Here is an 18,000-nt window from a genome sequence, read left to right as displayed (position 1 = left end):
CCGGCTCAGTCTCCGCGACGAATGGGCGGTGGTGTGAAGGCGGTCATGGGCGGGGGATCGCCCGCGTACGCCTCGATATCCACCAGGCATGACAGCGCGCTCGGCCCCTGAGCCAGCCGCGAGGTGCCCTGATCCCGCGTGAGCACGTTCGGGTTGCCGTGCAGGCAGGACAGCCCCGTGCCGCCATCGGCCGGCGGGTCATACCAGGCCCCGGTACTGACCTGCAGCACACCGGGCCGCACCTCGTCACTGACAACCGCCGTGCACAGGCAACTGCCGCGCTCGTTGAACAGCCGCACCGGGCTGCCGTCGCGGATACCGCGCGGCGCGGCATCGTCGGGGTGGATCACCACGGGCTCGCGACCGTTGCGCTTGCCGCTTCTGCTGTGCTGGCCGTGGTCAAGCTGGGAGTGCAGCTTCGTGGCCGGCTGGTTGGAGATCAGGTGCAGCGGTGTGGTGGCGTCCGCCGCGCCGAGCCACTCCACCGGGTCCTTCCAGAACGGGTAACCGGGGCACTCCGCGTAGCCGAACCCGGCCACGGTCTCGGAGAAGATCTCGATGCGCCCGCTGGGGGTTTTCAGCGGGTTGGCGTCCGGGTCTTCGCGGAACGCCTTCAACAACACCTGCGGCTCGTCCAGGGCCGGCGCCTCGAACCACCCCTGTGCTTTCAGCGTAGCGAACTCCGGCAGCTGGACGCCGTTCGTTGCCGCCCGCTCGCGGGTGCCCGCATACAGGTATTCCAGCCACGCGGCCTCGTCACGCTCTTCGGTGAAAGCCTCCCGCGCACCCAGGGCGTCGGCGATCGAGGTGAAGATGTCGTAGTCGGCCATGCTCTGCCCCACCGACTCGATGGCCTGTTCCATGTAGATCAGGAACGGCTCCCGCACCGACAGCGCGATGTCGTTGCGCTCAAGCGAGGTGTTGGCGGGCAGCACGATGTCGGCGTGTTTCGCGTGGGCATTCCAGCACCACTCGTGGGCGATCACGGTATCGGGCCGCTGCCAGGCCTCGCGCAGCCTGACCAGGTCCTGGTGGTGGTGGAACGGGTTGCCCCCGGCCCAGTACACCAGTCGGATGTCCGGGTAGGTGCCGGTCATGCCGTTGTACTCGAACGTCTCGCCGGGCTGCAGCAGCATGTCGCTGATGCGCGCCACGGGGATGAACCGCTCCACCGGATTACGGCCCTGGGGCAGTGCGGCGCCGGGGATGCCCCGGTAGTTGTCGCCGATGGCGTTCATGGCACTGTATCCAAAGCCGATCCCGCCGCCGGGGGTGCCCAGCTGACCCAGCATGGCGGCGACGGCGATGGCCGCCCAGTAGGGCTGCTCGCCATTGTCCTGGCGCGTCAGCGACCAGCTCACCGAGATCATGGTGCGCTGAGACGCCATCTCGACGGCCAGGGCGTGGATCCGATCGGCGGCCAGGCCGGTCTTCTCCGCCGCCCACTCGGGCGTCTTCGGCACGCCGTCCACTTCGCCCTGGAAGTAGGCGCGGAAGCGATCAAATCCCACCGTGTACCGGTCGAGAAACGCCCGATTCGCCAGCCCCTCGTTGTCGAGCGTGTGGGCAATGGCGAGCAGCAGCGCCACGTCCGTTCCGGGGCGGAGGGCGCACCACTCCATCCGCGCCTCGTCCAGCACGTCTGAACGCAGCGGGCTGACGTTCACCACTTTCACGCCGGCCTCGGCGGCGCTCAGCAGCCCCTGGCGCTGCACATGCCGGCTAACGCCGCCGTTGGTGACCTGGCCGTTCTTCAGCGGCACGCCACCAAAGGCGACGAACAGGCCGGTGTGTTCGCGGATGACGTCCCAGCTGGTGGCGCCGTTGATCATGGAGTAGAAGTCGCCAAGCACGTAAGGCAGGGTGACTTCCGCCGCGGCGTAACTGTAGGTGTTCACCGACGTGGTGTAGCCGCCGATGCTGTTGAGAAACCGCTTGAGCTGGCTCTGGGCGTGGTGGAAGCGCCCCGCACTGGACCAGCCGTAGGAGCCGCCGTAGATGGCCTCGTTGCCGTACTGGTCGCGCACCCGCGCCAGCTCACCCGCCACCAGTTCAATGGCAAGGGGCCAGGAGACTTCCACGAACTCGTCCCGCCCGCGGGCGCCGCATGCAGGGCCGGGCCCGTGCTCCAGCCAACCGCGGCGCACCATGGGGGCGTCGATGCGCAGGGGGCCTTCGAGCACGTCGACGATGCCCTGCCCGATGGGCGACGGGTCGGCGTCCTTTTCGAAGCCCGTGAGGGCGGTCACCCGACCATCACGGGTCTGGACGCGATACGTTCCCCAGTGGGTGGAAGTGAGGGTGCCTTCGGGCGCGTGCGGGTTGTTCATACGGCAGAGTCCTGACCAGTGCTGTCTACGTATCACAGCACAGAAGCGCACTGGTTTGCCATTCGCCCGGCGGTCTACTGCCCCCGGTGGAGCTCCTCGCCCACTTTGACGATACGCATGGTGTTGGTGCTGCCGGGAATGCCGGTGAAGTCCCCCTTGGTGACGATTACCGTGTCGCCGTCGTGCACGGCGCCGCTGGCGCGCATGGTCTCCAGAGCATCGGCGATCACGTGGTTCGGATCGGTGTGCATGATGTCGAAGGCCACGGGATAGACGTCCCGGTAGAGGGTGACCCGCCGAAGGGTGCGCTCATGGCGCGTGAGTGCGTAGATGGGGATGCCGGAGCTGATGCGCGACATCCACAGGGTGGTGGCACCGGATTCGGTGAGCGCGATGATGGCGTCCGCGTGCAGGTGGTTGGCGGTATACATGGTGGCCATGGCGATGGCCTCGTCGATGCGCTCGAAGTCCGAGTCCATGCGATGGGTGGAGCGCTGGGTGGTCACCTGCGCCTCGGCACCCACGCATACGCGCGCCATGGCCTCGACGGTGCGCACCGGGTACTTGCCGGCAGCGGTCTCGGCGGAGAGCATCACCGCGTCGGTGCCGTCCATGACGGCGTTGGCCACATCCAGCACCTCGGCCCGGGTGGGCATGGGGTGCTCGATCATGGACTCCATCATCTGCGTGGCCGTGATCACTGAGCGGTTCAGTCGCAGGGCGGTGGCGATGATGTGCTTCTGTACGCCCGGCAGCTCCGCATCGCCGATCTCCACGGCCAGATCGCCGCGGGCGACCATCACGGCGTCCGACGCCAGGGTGATCTCGTCGATGGCCTCCACCGCCTCGGCACGCTCGATCTTGGCGACAATGCCGGCATCCGACTCGGCCTCCTTCAGCAGGGAGCGCGCCAGTTCGATATCCGCTGCCGAGCGGGGAAAGGAGACGGCGATGTAGTCCACGCCCAGCTCCGCCGCAGACCGCAGGTCGTCCCGATCCTTGTCGGTGAGTGCGTCGGCGGAAAGGCCGCCGCCCTGGCGGTTGATGCCCTTGTTGTTGGACAGCTCGCCGCCCAGCTCCACACGGCAGTGCACGCGCGAGCCGGCCACCTCTTCGACGCGCATGGTGATGAGCCCGTCGTTCAGCAGCAGGAGGTCGCCAGGTCCCACGTCGTTGGGCAGGTTCTTGTACGCCACGCCCACCTGCTGCTGGTCACCGGCGTCCGGAGCCAGCTCGGCATCCAGGCAGAAGGCATCGCCCTCCTCCAGAGTCACCGCACCGTCACGGAAGCGATCCACGCGGATCTTCGGCCCCTGCAGGTCAGCCAGTACGCCCACGTCCCGACCCACCCGTTCGGCCGCCTCGCGCAACGCGCGGACCCGGGCCTGGTGGTCGGCGGCGGCACCGTGGGAGTAATTCAGGCGAACCACGTCGACGCCGGCGTGGATGATCTTCTCCAGCACGCCGGGCGCGTCGGTGGCCGGCCCCAGGGTGGCTACAATCTTGGTACGGCGCGGCATGGGCGTCTCCTCCGTTTTCCTTGTGATCGCTCCGCCACCCTCAGCCGGCGGCGTCCAGCAAGGCCCGCGTGGTGTCGAGCATGCGATTGGAGAAACCCCACTCATTGTCGTACCAGGCGCAGACTTTCACCAACCGGCCTTCCGAGACCCGCGTCATGAACGGATCATACGTTGACGATACCGGATCGTGGTTGAAATCCATGGACACCAGCGGCTCGTCGTTCACGGCGAGAATGCCCTTGAGCGACCCCTCGGCGGCCTGACGCAGCACACTGTTCACCTCCTCCACCGTGGTCTCGCGCGCAGCGGTAAACGTGAGATCCACCAGCGAGACGTTGATGGTGGGCACGCGCACGGCGAAACCGTCCAGTCGGCCGTCCAGCTCCGGCAGAACCAGCCCCACCGCCGCCGCGGCACCGGTCTTGGTGGGAATCATGGACTGGGTGGCCGAGCGCGCCCGGCGCAAATCCGAGTGGTAGACGTCCGAGAGCACCTGGTCGTTGGTGTAGGAGTGGATGGTGGTCATCAGCCCGTGCTCGACACCGATGCCCTCGTGCAGCGGTTTCACCACCGGTGCCAGGCAGTTGGTGGTGCAGGAGGCATTGGAGATCACCTGGTGATCGGCGGTGAGCGTGTTGTCGTTGACCCCGTAGACCACCGTGGCGTCCACGTCGCTACCGCCCGGCGCCGAGATCACCACCTTGCGCGCGCCTGCTTCCAGGTGGGCAGCGGCCTTGGCCTTGCTGGTGAACAGCCCCGTGCACTCCATCACCGCATCGACGCCCAACTCGCGCCAGGGAAGGTTCGCCGGGTCGCGCTCGGCCACGACACGGATGCGGTCGCCGTTGACGATCATGTCGTTGCCGTCCACCTGCACATCGACGTTGAACCGGCCGTGCACGGTGTCGTGGCGGGTAAGGTGAGCATTGGTCGCGGCGTCGCCCAGGTCGTTGATGGCGACGATTTCCATCTCGTTGGTACGGCCGCTCTCGTACAGCGCCCGCAGCACGTTGCGGCCGATGCGCCCGTAACCATTGATGGCAATACGATACGTCATGATGAACTCTCCTCGATCATGTATCAGATGTGCGCCGAGGCGGCTGCGGCAGCCGCCAACGCCTTGATGCCGCCCCAGTCCCCGACCGCGACGCGATCCGCCGGCGCCAGCCAGGAGCCGCCCACACAGGCGACGTTGGGTAGCGCCAGGTAGTCGGCGAACGACACCTGCGTAACGCCGCCCGTGGGGCAGAACGTCAGATCCGGAAGCGGGCCTGCGAGCGCCTTGAGCATGGGCACGCCGCCGGCCTGTTCGGCGGGGAAGAGCTTGAGCTCGCGGAAGCCGTACTCACGCGCCTGCATTGCTTCGCCAGGCGTCATCACCCCCGGCAGGAATGGCAAGCCACTGTCCCGGGCGGCGTCGGCCAGGGCCGGCGTCAGGCCCGGACTCACGGCAAAGGCCGCGCCGGCATTCGCCGCCCGACGCAAATCCTCCGGCTGGAGGATCGTGCCGACACCGACGATGGCGTCCGGTACCTCGCGGATCATGGCGGCGACGGCGTCCATGGCACACGGGGTGCGCAGCGTGATCTCCAGCACCGGCAGGCCGCCATCCACAAGCGCCCACGCCAGCGGCACCGCGTGCGCCGGGTCGTCGATACGGAGCACCGGGATCACCGGGGCGGCGGCCATGATGCTCCGCATGTCCATGGTCGCGCGCCCCCCTGCTGTCGGACCCTGCTCACCGTCAACGGCCATCACCGAACCTCCTCTTCCGCCGTGGGCGCACGCAGGGCACCGGCAAGCATGATGCTCATGGCCCCGGATTCGGCGTTCGAGGTCGTCGCGCGGAAGGTGTCGAACAGGTCCCGGCCAAGACCGGTGTGCTCGGGCGCCAGATCCGGCGTGGTGGCCTCACGGCGTGCCCATTCATCGGCGTCCACAAGCGCATCGACGACGCCAGAGCGACTGTCGAGGCGAATCATGTCGCCATCACGCACCTTGCCCAGCGGCCCGCCGCCCAGGCACTCCGGCGACATGTGGATGGCAGCGGGCACCTTGCCGGAGGCGCCGGACATGCGCCCATCAGTCACCAGCGCGACCTGGTGCCCCCGGTCCTGCAGGACACCCAGGGTCGGCGTGAGCTTGTGCAGCTCCGGCATGCCGCAGGCGCGCGGGCCCTGGAACGGCAGCACGGCAACCATGTCACCGTTGAGTTCGTCGGCCTTGAAGGCGGCAAGCAGCGCATCCTGGCTGGGGAACACCCGGGCCGGCGCTTCCACCACCCGATGCGCGTCCTTCACCGCCGAAGTCTTGATCACCCCACGGCCGAGATTGCCGGACACCAGCCGCAACCCGCTCTGGCCATCGAACGGATTGGCCACGGGGCGCAGCACGGAAAGGTCCCCGGAGGTCGCCGGCGTCTCCCGCCAAACCACCCGGCCGCCATCCAGGAACGGCTCACGGGTGTAGTGCCGCAACCCCGGGCCCATGACCGTGCTCACGTCCTCGTGAAGCAGGCCGGCGTCCAGCAGCTCGCGGATCATGAGGCCGGTGCCGCCGGCGGCGTGCAGATGATTCACATCCGCCTCGCCGTTGGGGTAGACGCGGGCCATGAGTGGCACCGCCCGCGACAGGGCATCGAAGTCGTCCCAGTCCACAATGATGCCGGCGGCGCGGGCCGTGGCCACGAGATGCATGGTGTGATTGGTGGAACCACCACTGGCCAGGAGGCCGACGATGCCGTTGATCACGGCCTTCTCGTCCACCACGCGGCTGATGGGCGTGTAGTCGCCACCCAGGCGCGTCAGCCCCGCCGCCCGGCGCGCGGCCTCGGCGGTGAGCGCAAAGCGCAGGGGGGTATCGGGGTTGACGAATGCGGAGCCCGGCAAGTGCAGGCCCATGAACTCCAGCACCAGCTGGTTGCTGTTGGCAGTGCCATAGAAGGTACAGGTGCCGGGGCTGTGGTAGGACTGGCTCTCCGCCTCCAGCAGTGCGTCGCGGCCGATTTTCCCCTGGGCGAACTCCTGGCGGATGCGCGCCTTCTCCTGATTCGGCAATCCGGAGGGCATGGGGCCACCGGGCACGAAGATGGTCGGCAGATGGCCGAAGCTCAGCGCACCGATCAGCAGCCCCGGCACGATCTTGTCGCACACGCCCAGGCACAGGGTGGCGTCGAACATGTTGTGGGACAGCGCGACAGCCGTGGACATGGCGATCACGTCGCGGCTGAACAGCGACAGCTGCATGCCCGGCTGACCCTGGGTGACGCCGTCGCACATGGCCGGCACGCCGCCGGCAAACTGCGCCGTGGCGCCCACCTCGCGCGCCGCCTGCTTGATGATGCCGGGAAAGGCGCCCAGGGGCTGGTGCGCGGAGAGCATGTCATTGTAGGCGGAGACAATGGCCACGTTGGGCCAGTGCATCTGCTTCAGGGCGTCCTTGTCCGAATCAGGCGACGCAGCGAAACCGTGTGCCAGGTTCGTGCACGAGAGTGCGCCGCGCTGGGGCTGATCATCCGCGGCACGGCTGACCGCGTCCAGGTACGCCCGGCGCGTGTCACGGCTGCGCTCCGTGACGCCCTCGGTCACCCGGACCAGGGTCTCGTTGAGCTGGGTCATTCCTCCCGTCCTCCTCCTGCAAGCACGGTCCCGAAGGCAACCGGGCGATTATGTAGCTTTACTACATGCTAGAACGCCGAACCAGGAAACGCAAGACGGTGAATCCGCGAATAACCATGGATAGCAATCCACCAATCTTGTAGTCTTACTACAGAGCCACCACAGCACCAACGCGGAATACCAGGCCATGACCAACCCAGACACCGCCAACCCCCCTGTGGAACACTGCTACGAGGACCGCGACACCCTCGCGGCCGACCTGACGACGGCGGTCACGACCGCACTGAATACCGGGCTCGAATACAGCCCGAGGGCGAGCCTAGTGGTGTCCGGCGGGAACACGCCGGTCCCGCTGTTTCGCGCGCTGAGCGCCACGGAGCTGCCCTGGACACGCATCGATGTGATCCTGGCGGACGAGCGCTGGGTTGCCCCGGACCACGATGACAGCAACGAACGCCTGGTCCGCGAGACGCTGCTCCAGGGCAATGCCGCCGGCGCGCGCTTCACCCCCCTGAAAACGCCGGCACCGTCACCTGAAGCCGGCGCGAGGGAATGCGAAGAGCGCCTGCGCAGGTTGTCGTGGCCACTGGATGTGGTGGTGCTGGGCATGGGCAGCGACGGCCATACGGCCTCGCTGTTCCCGCACACTCCGGCACTGGCCGCAGGCCTGGATCCGGCCGGCTCGCAGCTGTGCATCCCCGTGACCCCGGAGGCCGCACCCCATGCACGCATGAGCCTCACGCTGCCGGCCATTCTGAACGCACGCTACCTGGCCCTGCACATCACCGGTGCGGACAAATGGGACGTGTACCGGCAGGCCCTGGCGGGCGAGGATGCGCACGCGATGCCGGTACGTGCCGTGCTGCACCAGCACAGCACGCCGGTACACGTGTACTGGGCGCCCTGAGCCCCGGCGCAGGCCGGGTGATATACTCGATCCGAACCACTTGTAAACGGCTTTGGCCACGGCACGCAGACAACCGACCATGCTCACGAGAATCAAGGCGCTGCGTTCGGAACTGCGGCGCTCGGAACAGAAAGTCGCTGATCTGGTGCTGGAGCACCCGGCAACCGTGGTGAGCGCCTCCATCGCCGCCATCGCCGAGAAAGCCGGCGTCAGCGAACCCACCGTGATCCGGTTCTGCCGGGCCGTTGGCTGTGCCGGCTTCCAGGACTTCAAGCTCCGACTCGCCGGCAGTCTGGCGAGCGACATTCCTTACATCTCCAGCGGCGTGGATATCGGCGACAGCGCCGACAACCTCTCGGCCAAGCTCTTCGACCGTGCCATCGCCACGCTGGTACAGGCGCGCAACCACCTGAACACGGACGGCGTGGAGCGGGCCATCGACCTGCTCGCCGCCGCACCACGGATCGAGTTCTACGGCCATGGCGCATCCGGCATCGTCGCCCAGGATGCCCAGCACAAGTTTTTCCGCCTCGGCGTACCGACCATCGCCTACTCCGACGCCCACACCCACGGCATGTCGGCGGCGATCCTGCCTCCGGAGAGCGTGGTGGTTGCCATCTCCCATACCGGCCGCTCGGCGGAGCTCATCCGCAGCGCCGAGCTGGCGCTGGAAGCAGGCGCACACGTCATCGCCATTACCGCCTGCGGCTCGCCGCTGGCCAACCGCAGCACGGTCGCCCTCTACGCCGATGTCAACGAGGACACCGACACCTACACGCCCATGACCTCCCGCATCGCGCACCTGACCATCTGCGACATCCTCGCCGTGGGCGTTGCCCTGCGGCGCGGCCCTGAGCTGGCCACATCACTGGAGAAGACCAAGCGCAACCTGGCGGAGAAACGGGTGCAGGACGGCAGCACTGGCTAATGCGCCCTCGGAGCCACCGCATCGGGCCCGGGTGCGACTGGAAGGGGAATTCTGGAAGCATTCTGTTGCGTTACTACAAACCATGAGCCCGGATCCGGCCATTTGCCGACGCAGCCGGGCTGCGCAGCCGAAGCCAATGCAGCCGTAACACCCTCAGCCTTCTGGCGAAGACCCTTTCTTTCTATCTGTAGTTTTGCTACAAATCCAGTCGATCAAGAATCAACGCGGCGACACCAGACGGAACACACCCGTATCAAGCCGGAAACAATCGGCACCCGAGCCGCAGGACCACGGAGGAGAGCCACGTGCCCGAAGTCCAACCGTTCGACATGGTCATCTTTGGCGGCAATGGCGACCTGGCCATGCGCAAGCTGATGCCGGCGCTCTACCACCGGCATCAGGACGGTGCCCTGTGTGACGAAGGACGCATCATCGCGGCGTCGCGCCACGCCATCAGTCGCGACGACTACGTGGCCAACGCGCGGGACGCGTGCGAGAGCCATGTCGGCGCGGCGTTTTCGGAGGCCGTGTGGGCCTCCTTCGCCGAGCGACTCGACTACATCTGCGTCGACGTCACTCGCGAGGCGGACTTTCTGCCCCTGGCGGAGCGGCTGGACGAGCACCCGACGCGCACGCGGGTGTTCTACCTCTCCACCGGACCTTCCCTGTTCACCGGGATCTGCCACCACCTGGGCACCGCCGGCCTGGCCACGGAGAACGCCCGCGTGGTGCTTGAAAAGCCCCTCGGGCACGACTTGGAGAGTGCCGAGCACATCAACCGCGAGGTAGCCAGGGTCTTCGCCGAGCACCAGATCTACCGCATCGACCACTACCTGGGTAAGGAGGCGGTGCAGAACCTCATCGCCCTGCGCTTCGGCAATGCGCTGTTCGAGCCGTTGTGGAACCGCTCCAGCATCCGCGACGTACAGATCACCCTGGCCGAGCAGGTAGGCGTGGAAGGCCGCGGTTCGTTCTACGAGAGCACAGGCGCACTGCGCGACATGGTGCAGAACCATCTACTGCAACTGCTGTGCATCATCGCCATGGAGCCGCCCACCAGCATCAACCCGGATGCCGTTCGCGACGAGAAGCTGAAGGTATTGCGTGCCCTGCATCCGCTCACGGGTCGTGACGCCATCAAGAACAGCGTGCGCGGACAGTACAAGGCCGGCGCCATCGAGGGGGCGTCCGTTCCCGGCTACCTGGAAGAGGACGGCGTCGCCCCGGACAGCACCACCGAGACGTTCGTGGCCCTGAAGGCGGAAATCGACACCTGGCGCTGGGCCGGCGTGCCCTTCTATCTGCGCACGGGTAAGCGCATGCAGGAGCGCGTGGCCGAGGTGGTGGTCAACTTCCGCGAAGTGCCCCACTCCATCTTCAGCGAGAGCTCCATGCCCATGCCGAACCGGCTGGTGATCACCCTGCAGCCGGACGAGGGCGTGGAGCTCTACCTCATGGCCAAGGCCCCGGGCGACGACATGCAGCTGCGCCCGGTGGCCCTGAACCTGGACTTCGCCCAGACCTTCACCACGCGCAAGGCGGACGCCCACGAGCGGCTGCTTATGGACTGCCTGCGCGGCAAGCTGACGCTGTTCATGCGCCGCGACGAGGTGGACGCCGCATGGCGCTGGATCGAGCCCATTCTCGACGCCTGGGACCAGCAGGGTGACAGACCCAAGACGTACACTGCCGGCACCTGGGGGCCGGCGGCATCCAGCGCCCTGGTGGGCCGAGGCGGTTACTGCTGGCACGAAGAGGCATGAGAGCGCCGGTCACACACAATACCTGTCGGAGCGACACACCATGTTTCAACTGACCCGAAGCGTGACGTGGCAGGCTCTGCAGCGCCTGTACCGGGAAACCGAGAACGACCGCATCCGCGACTACTTCGCCGCCGATCCGAAGCGTTTCGAGAAGATGAGCCTGCGCGTCGGGGGGCTGTTCCTGGACTATTCCAAACATCAGATCTCGGACACCGTGCTCGCCAAGCTGCTGGAACTGGCCGATCACTCGGCGCTCGTGCAGCGGCGCGCGCAGATGTTCTCCGGCGACATCATCAACGTCACCGAGGACCGGCCGGTGCTGCACACCGCCCTGCGCAACGTCAGCGACCAACCCGTCTACCACGCCGACGGCAAGGACGTGATGCCCGAGATCCACCGCTCCTGGGAGCAGATCCACCGCTTCTCGGACGCCGTGCGCAACGGCGAGTGGACGGGCCACAGCGGCCAGCGCATCCGCGACGTGGTCAACATCGGCATCGGCGGCTCGGATCTGGGCCCCAACATGGCCTGCCGCGCGCTTCTGAACCAGCGCCACCCGGAGCTGAACTTCCACTTCGTCTCCAACGTGGACGGCACCCACATCCAGAAGGTCCTCAAGGGTCTCGATCCGGCCACCACGCTGTTCATCGTCTCCACCAAGACGTTCTCCACCCAGGAAACGCTGCTGAACGCGCGCACCGCCCGGCGCTGGTTCCTGGAGAACGCGGGCGATGACGCCGACATCGGTGCCCACTTCGTCGCTGCTTCCACCAACCGCAAGGCGGCCACGGAGTTCGGCATCCGCGAGGAGAACATCTTCGAGTTCTGGGCCTGGGTGGGCGGGCGCTACTCCATGTGGTCATCCATCGGCCTGCCCATCGCCCTGGCCATCGGCTTCGACGGCTTCATGGACATGCTCCGCGGTGCCCACGAGATGGACCGCCACTTCCTGGAAGCACCCAACGCCGAAAACATGCCCGTGCTCATGGCGCTGATCGGCATCTGGTACATCAACTTCGTGGGCGCCGAGACCCACGCCATCGTCCCCTACGACCAGGCACTGAATCAGTTGCCGTCATTCCTGCAGCAGCTGGACATGGAGTCCAACGGCAAATCGGTGGACATCTTCGGCCACCCGGTGAACTACAAGACGGGGCCCATCGTCTGGGGGCAGACCGGCTCCAACGGCCAGCACGCCTTCTTCCAGCTCCTGCACCAGGGCACCCGCTACGTGCCCATCGATTTCATCGCCTCGCTGAAGCCCGAGCCCGGCTTCGAGGAGCACCACTTCGCCCTGCTCACCAACATGCTCGCCCAGGCCAACGCCTTCATGGAGGGCAGCCAGACCGGCAGCCGACTGGATCCGTACAGCTGCCCGGGCAACCGCCCCTCCAGCACACTGCTGCTGGACGAGCTCACGCCCCGCAACCTGGGCGCCCTGATCGCGCTCTATGAACACAAGGTGTTCGTTCAGGGCGTGATCTGGAACATCAACTCCTTCGATCAGTGGGGCGTGGAACTGGGCAAGCGCATCGCCGGCGAGATCAGCGAGCGCATCGACACCAACGTCACCGATTTCGACCCGTCCACCCAGGGGCTGCTGCACCTGTTGCGGGACCGCTTCGGCGACGGCGAGGCGGATGATACCTCTACCGCCGAGTCCTCTCGAAACCCGTGATGGCCGCAAACGCCGGGTTCACCGCCTGGATGGAATTCAATGGTTTGCCCCTCGATCTACCGGTTCTCCCCATACTCCCGCTACCGGTTTTCCCCAATGCGCAGCGATGCTGACCGCCCTACAGTTGAAGTAACCCGCAGGAACGACCCAGGAGGTGCGCCATGCTCGAACTCACCATGCGCCGGGCCACGGACGGCGCCCTTGTGCCCGTGAACGTGGCCGCCCTTGCTCTGCGCGTGAGCGGGGAGTTCCGGTTCCCGCTGGAGGAGTCCGGCACAGCCCGGCGCACCGGCGACTGCCCGGCACTCATCATCCAGTGCCGGAGCCGGCAGGATGCGCTGGCGTGCGTGGACTTCGCAGCGTCCCAGGGAATCGTGCTGGCCATGCATAACGACGCCCGCAACCCGCACTGCTGGGAACACTGTGATCACGGCCTCGCCGTGGATCTCTCCGCGTTGCGCTGACCGGCCCACCCGTGGCCGCCGATACCACGGTCGGATCATTGATGTGACTGGCTCCTGGCGGCCGCCTCGTGCAGCAGATCGCAGCGAATGGCCGTCCGGATGAGATCGGTCAGCGAGCTGGATGCGGTCTTGGACAGGATTCTGGCCCGGTGGACCTCGATAGTCTTGGGGCTAAGGCCAAGCCCGTCCGCAATGTCCCTGTTGGACCAGCCACGCACCATGGGGCCGACCACGTCCCACTCCCGGGGCGTAAGCGTCCTGAAGCGTTGCCGGAGCTGGGCACGATACTGCTGGGCATGCCAGGTGGCACGATCCACTTCGAAGGCTTCATTGACGGCATCGATGAGCACCTGATCGTTCACGGGCGCCTCCAGAAAATCGAGCGCACCGCCTTTGAGCGCACGCACCGCCGCCGGCACGTCGCCGGATTCGGACAGACAGATCACGGGTAACCGAACGGCACGGTGGCACAGCGTACGAACGATGCTGGCCACATCACCTGGCTCACGATCGGAATTGACCAGGAGACAACCGCGGCTCTGCGGACTGACATGCGGGAGGAGACTGTGGAAGGAACGGAACAGCACGACCTCGACCCGCACTGATGCGAACAACGCCTCCAGTGCGGCGGCGGCAGGCCCATCAAGGCCTACCGCAAAGACTTTGCTGGCCGCTTTGCGGGTCATGGTGCACCTGCGTGAGCCGTCCTCCCGCGCCCGGGGGCCTCCCCGGGTCGGCGCTTGGCGCCTTTTTCAGTATAGTAATCGATCAGCCATTCAGCACCCCGTTGGGGGAAACCCCTATTCGATGCAGGGCATTCCACATTTACCCACCGGCGCGAGCCGCCTAGAGTCTATACTGAAGCCGCCAGCCTGAGCGGCGATAAGAACCGCGAGGAGACTCCTATGCCCCCTGCACCGGCATTTCAGGAATGGCTGCGCTCGGCCCGCGCACTGGATTGGTCGCCCCGCCGGCGCCAGCATTCCGCCCTGGAAGCATTCGCACTGCTCCAGCAAACCTGTATGCGCTTATACCAGCACGCAACCCCGCGACCGGGGAAACCTCCCGAAGCCCCTGTAGCTGCAGGGAGCAGAGCAGACACGGAGGCGACACGCTGACCGATGACGACGGAGCCAACCGTGTTCATCGTCGACGACGACCCGGCGGTACGGGAGTCCACGGAGTTGCTGCTTCAGTCACGAGGGATCGGAACCCGGGGTTTTCCGGAAGCGCAGACGTTCCTCGACGCATACAGGCCCAACCTTCGCGGCTGCGTATTGGTAGACGTCCGCATGCCCGGCCTCAGCGGCCTCGATCTTCAGGCCCGCCTCGCGGGCGCAGGCAGCACCTTGCCGGTTATCGTCGTCACCGGCCACGGCGACGTGCCCATGGCCGTGCGCGCCATCAAGGCGGGCGCTCTGGACTTCCTGCAGAAGCCTTTCGACGCCCGCGCACTGGAAGCCCTCGTGCGGCAGGCCCTGGACCTGGACGACCAGCGTCGCAGGGAACAACAGCGCATTGAAACCGAACGCGCCCGAGTGGCTCTGCTGACAGAGCGGGAAAGGCAGGTCCTCGCGCGCATTTCGCAGGGCCATTACAACCGCGTGATCGCCGACGAACTCGGCATCAGCATCTCCACGGTGGAAGCCCATCGACGGAACGTCATGGACAAGCTGCGGGCACACACGATGTACGAACTGGTGCGCATTGTTGACACCTACCTGTAGCCCCGTGGCAGGCCACGCCGGTACAACGGCAGCGTAAACCGGAACGTCGGCCCGGCGCCGGCCTCCGGGAGAACCAGCCGGCCACCGTGGGACTGGACGATCATGTCACTGATGGGCAGCCCGAACCCGAGGCCGTCGTGGCGAGTCGTGAAAAGGGGATCCAGCAGCCGCTCTCTCGTGCTCTCCGAGATGCCCGGGCCGGTATCCTGAACACGCACCTCGGCGAAGACCTGACCATTCTCGGGCACGGTCCGGGTGCAGATGGTCAGCCACCGCTCCCGCTGGTCCGAACTCTGCAGGGCATCCATGGCATTGCGCACGAGGTTGAGCAGAACCTGCTGAATCTGGACGGTATCACCGAGAACGGGTGGTATCGTGTCATCGAGCTCAAGAATGATACCACTACCCTGCTCCCGCGCCTGCCAGTCGACAAACGCCTCCGATTCCCGCACCAATGCGTTGATGTCCACGGCGGCACGTTCCACCGGCGCCTTGCGCACCAGTCGGCGCATGCGCTGGACGATCGCCGCTGCGCGGCGCCCCTGGGTGATGACCTTGTCGATCAATTCCCCGCCGTGGGCATCATCGACCCGCCTACGACACACATCCGCATAACTGATGATCGCCGACAACGGCTGATTGAGTTCGTGCGCCAGCCCTGAGGCCAGCCCCTCCAGCATGCCAACCCGCATCACCCGGGCCAGCTCTGCCTGGAGGGTGCGCAACTGGTCTTCTGCCTCCTTGCGCGAGGTGATATCCACTGCCAGCCCGATCACCCCCGAGACACGGCCTCCCCGGTCATGACGGGGTTCGATACGGATGTCGTAGACGCGGCCGGCCAGTTCGCAGTCCAGTGACTCCACCCCCCCGTCGATGGCCCTTTGATGCGCGGCAAGGAAGCGCTGGCCCGTGCGCGCGTCGCCCGGCAACGGACCCAGTGCCTCGTCCAGCCGCATCCCGGCCCGCGCATTCAGCCACGGCTCCAGGTCATCCTGAGCGGCCCCACTAATGTGCTCCAGCCGCAGCCCGCGGTCAGTGGTCCAGAGGAGGCACGGCAGCTGCGAGGTAATCATCCGCAACTGCTCTTCCTGCTTGCGCAGCGCCCGCTCCGCGCGTCGCTGATCGGTGACGTCGATGGCCGTGCCGATGGTCGCCGGGCGTCCGCGATAACGCATGCCCACGCCCCAGGCAACCACCTGCCGCACGCCGCCGTCCCGGGCAAGGCATGGTACCTCGTAAGGCACTCCGACCACCCCATCAATCCGCGCACGCACGCGCTGCTCGACTTCCTCGCGGTACTCCGGCAAAACCAGGTCCAACGGGCCCATACGCTCTTCCATCTCGTCCGGCGTGTAGCCGAACAGTTGGGCCAGCGCCGGGTTGACGTAGCGAAAGCGCATGTCCTGTATCACGAAGATGCCCGCTTGGGCCGCATCCAGGGTCAATCGGTAGGGGCCCTCGTCGTGCTGCCAGGCGGCGATGACCTCCCGGAAGGGGGTGACATCCCGGGTAAAACCGAGGACCGAACGAACGCGGCCGTCTGCATCGTACTCCGGGACGATCCGGGATTCGTACAACCGCCCCCCGTGGTCTTCGTCCTCCTCCGGCACGGCGAACTCCAGCCGCTGCGGCTGCCCGGTGTCAAAAGCTGTGCGCAGGGCACCCTCCCAGGTCGCCACCAGGGATTCCGGGAACCCCAGCTCCCGGTTCGTGCGCCCGAGAATGCTGTCCCGCGGCAAGCCCAGTGTGCGCTCCACCCTGGCATTGACGTAGACGTGACGTAAGGCGCGATCAAACCGGACGATGAGATCCGGCGCGTTCTCGACGATCGAGTCGAGCCCTTCTTCGGGCAGCGATGGTTCCGGCACTGCCTGGCGATCAGGGTTCGGCGTCCGGTGGATCGCGCCACCGTCGGTTCTCCCGGACATGGCTCCAGGTTTCTCCAGAGTACACGTGGACGGCATTGCGCCCACCTGATTTCGCGACATAGCAGGCGATGTCCGCCTTGCGCAAGGCATCGCCGGGATCGGCGACAGTACCGTCGATAGAGAGCACCCCGATACTGGCGCGGACGGTGAGCGTCTGCCGCCCCCACCGTTGCCTGATCCGCGGCACCAGCTCCCGGAGACCATCCGCCAGCTGGACGGCCACCTCCAGCGGGCAGTGCCGCAGAAGGACCCCGAACTCGTCACCGCCCAGGCGGCCGACGATGTCACCATCACGGAGGAACAGGCGCATGGCGCGTGCCAGACAGCCGAGCACGGCATCGCCGGCGGCGTGCCCGGCGTTATCGTTGACGCTCTTGAAACAGTCCAGATCAACGAAACACATGGCGTGCACCACGCCATCACCACACCATCGCGCCGGCTCTCCTCGACGGTCAGCCAGAGCCGGCGTTCGAACTCGCGACGGTTCATCAGCCCTGTCAGCGGATCGTGGGTCGCCTGGTAAACCAGCTCCCGCAGATGCCGAGCGTCCTGGATCACCACGACGTAGCCCGTATGGGCACCGTCCGCGTCACGCAGCACGGTGACGGTATCGCTGATGATCGCCTCACCGCCATCCCCGCGCAGCAGGAGGCGCCCATCGCCATTACACCGGTCGGACTCGCCACCATCGACGAGGATCGGCGCCGGCCGCCGGTCAGCGGGATCGACACAGGCCAGCACCTTGGACAATGGCTGTCCCACGGCGCTACCCGCCGATCGCCCCGTAAGCGCTGCTGCGGCAGGATTCAGGTAGACAACGCGCTCCGCCGCATCGGTGACAACCACGCCGTGGTCCAGCGCCTCAAGCACGCGCAGGCTGACCGGATCATCTCCGTGTGACGCTTGCACATCGGTCATGAAGCGCTCCCTGGGTTGAGTCGAGTCCGGCACCCGCGCCCGGATGCTCGTCATACCCGTGAATCGTATGAGCTCGACCACAGACTGCACAGTCGGCGCAACCGCAATGCAGCATCGGGTATCCCCGGATATCGCCCCGACGGTAGGGAAAACCGTGACCGGCATAGAACATGCCCCTGTATGCGCGTCCGGGCATCACCACTACCGTGTGCTAACCGCC

The 18,000-nt window shown here is 66.5% G+C and carries 14 protein-coding genes and 1 pseudogene; 6 read left to right on the top strand and 9 right to left on the bottom strand.

What is annotated here, in order from left to right; all coding sequences use genetic code 11:
* Window positions 1-5: 5 nt before the first annotated feature.
* The 5 genes from ACNSTU_RS11970 to edd all read right to left on the bottom strand — a co-directional run bounded on the left by ACNSTU_RS11970 (window position 6) and on the right by edd (window position 7,467).
* Window positions 6-2,330 (bottom strand): molybdopterin guanine dinucleotide-containing S/N-oxide reductase, encoded by a 2,325-nt coding sequence (locus tag ACNSTU_RS11970; RefSeq protein WP_418212399.1) that lies wholly within the window; start codon window positions 2,328-2,330, stop codon window positions 6-8.
* Between the two features lie 74 nt (window positions 2,331-2,404).
* The gene (pyk, locus tag ACNSTU_RS11965) at window positions 2,405-3,850 is read right to left on the bottom strand and encodes a pyruvate kinase (protein ID WP_418212398.1); all 1,446 of its coding nucleotides are present in this window, start codon (window positions 3,848-3,850) and stop codon (window positions 2,405-2,407) included.
* A 40-nt stretch (window positions 3,851-3,890) separates the two neighbouring features.
* Window positions 3,891-4,907: a type I glyceraldehyde-3-phosphate dehydrogenase gene (gene gap / locus ACNSTU_RS11960; protein WP_290637162.1), complete on the bottom strand. Its 1,017-nt coding sequence runs from the start codon at window positions 4,905-4,907 to the stop codon at window positions 3,891-3,893.
* 23 nt (window positions 4,908-4,930) lie between these two features.
* A complete protein-coding gene (gene eda / locus ACNSTU_RS11955; RefSeq protein ID WP_290633046.1) occupies window positions 4,931-5,605 on the bottom strand; it encodes a bifunctional 4-hydroxy-2-oxoglutarate aldolase/2-dehydro-3-deoxy-phosphogluconate aldolase in 675 nt (224 codons plus the stop codon).
* Window positions 5,605-7,467: a phosphogluconate dehydratase gene (gene edd / locus ACNSTU_RS11950; protein ID WP_418212397.1), complete on the bottom strand. Its 1,863-nt coding sequence runs from the start codon at window positions 7,465-7,467 to the stop codon at window positions 5,605-5,607. Before edd ends, eda begins: the two co-directional genes overlap by 1 nt.
* Window positions 7,468-7,654: 187 nt before the next feature.
* Between edd and pgl the strand changes: the two genes are divergently transcribed.
* The 5 genes from pgl (at window position 7,655) to ACNSTU_RS11925 (ending at window position 13,207) form a co-directional block, all read left to right on the top strand.
* Complete coding sequence (gene pgl / locus ACNSTU_RS11945) at window positions 7,655-8,374, top strand: 6-phosphogluconolactonase (RefSeq protein ID WP_290636737.1); 720 nt, start codon at window positions 7,655-7,657, stop codon at window positions 8,372-8,374.
* Window positions 8,375-8,453: 79 nt separating this feature from the next.
* Entirely contained in the window at window positions 8,454-9,302 is an 849-nt protein-coding gene (hexR, locus tag ACNSTU_RS11940; protein WP_290636736.1) for a transcriptional regulator HexR, read from the top strand.
* A gap of 305 nt (window positions 9,303-9,607) precedes the next feature.
* On the top strand, window positions 9,608-11,065 hold the full coding sequence (gene zwf, locus ACNSTU_RS11935) for a glucose-6-phosphate dehydrogenase (RefSeq protein ID WP_418212396.1): 1,458 nt from the start codon (window positions 9,608-9,610) through the stop codon (window positions 11,063-11,065).
* 40 nt (window positions 11,066-11,105) lie between these two features.
* Entirely contained in the window at window positions 11,106-12,743 is a 1,638-nt protein-coding gene (gene pgi / locus ACNSTU_RS11930) for a glucose-6-phosphate isomerase (RefSeq protein ID WP_290636734.1), read from the top strand.
* 161 nt (window positions 12,744-12,904) lie between these two features.
* A complete protein-coding gene (locus tag ACNSTU_RS11925) occupies window positions 12,905-13,207 on the top strand; it encodes a hypothetical protein (RefSeq protein WP_290635405.1) in 303 nt (100 codons plus the stop codon).
* A gap of 35 nt (window positions 13,208-13,242) precedes the next feature.
* On the opposite strand, the gene ACNSTU_RS11920 is transcribed toward ACNSTU_RS11925, so the two are convergent.
* Entirely contained in the window at window positions 13,243-13,893 is a 651-nt protein-coding gene (locus tag ACNSTU_RS11920) for a response regulator transcription factor (protein ID WP_290636733.1), read from the bottom strand.
* A 435-nt stretch (window positions 13,894-14,328) separates the two neighbouring features.
* Between ACNSTU_RS11920 and ACNSTU_RS11915 the strand changes: the two genes are divergently transcribed.
* Window positions 14,329-14,934: a response regulator transcription factor gene (locus tag ACNSTU_RS11915; protein ID WP_290635401.1), complete on the top strand. Its 606-nt coding sequence runs from the start codon at window positions 14,329-14,331 to the stop codon at window positions 14,932-14,934.
* Here ACNSTU_RS11915 and ACNSTU_RS11910 read toward each other — a convergent pair.
* From ACNSTU_RS11910 to ACNSTU_RS11900, 3 genes and pseudogenes are all read right to left on the bottom strand, one after another.
* A complete protein-coding gene (locus tag ACNSTU_RS11910; protein ID WP_418212412.1) occupies window positions 14,925-16,862 on the bottom strand; it encodes a PAS domain-containing sensor histidine kinase in 1,938 nt (645 codons plus the stop codon). The two genes, ACNSTU_RS11915 and ACNSTU_RS11910, sit on opposite strands and share 10 nt — an antisense overlap.
* A complete protein-coding gene (locus ACNSTU_RS11905) occupies window positions 16,813-17,265 on the bottom strand; it encodes a GGDEF domain-containing protein (protein WP_418212411.1) in 453 nt (150 codons plus the stop codon). Before ACNSTU_RS11905 ends, ACNSTU_RS11910 begins: the two co-directional genes overlap by 50 nt.
* A 197-nt stretch (window positions 17,266-17,462) precedes the next feature.
* A pseudogene (locus ACNSTU_RS11900) lies at window positions 17,463-17,780 on the bottom strand (PAS domain-containing protein); the annotation flags it as partial.
* Window positions 17,781-18,000: the final 220 nt, after the last annotated feature.

Source organism: Aquisalimonas sp. APHAB1-3 (assembly GCF_048323695.1).
GTDB lineage: Bacteria > Pseudomonadota > Gammaproteobacteria > Nitrococcales > Aquisalimonadaceae > Aquisalimonas.
The sequence above is the reverse complement of the archived record's forward strand: the minus strand, read 5'-3'. Positions and strand labels throughout refer to the sequence as shown.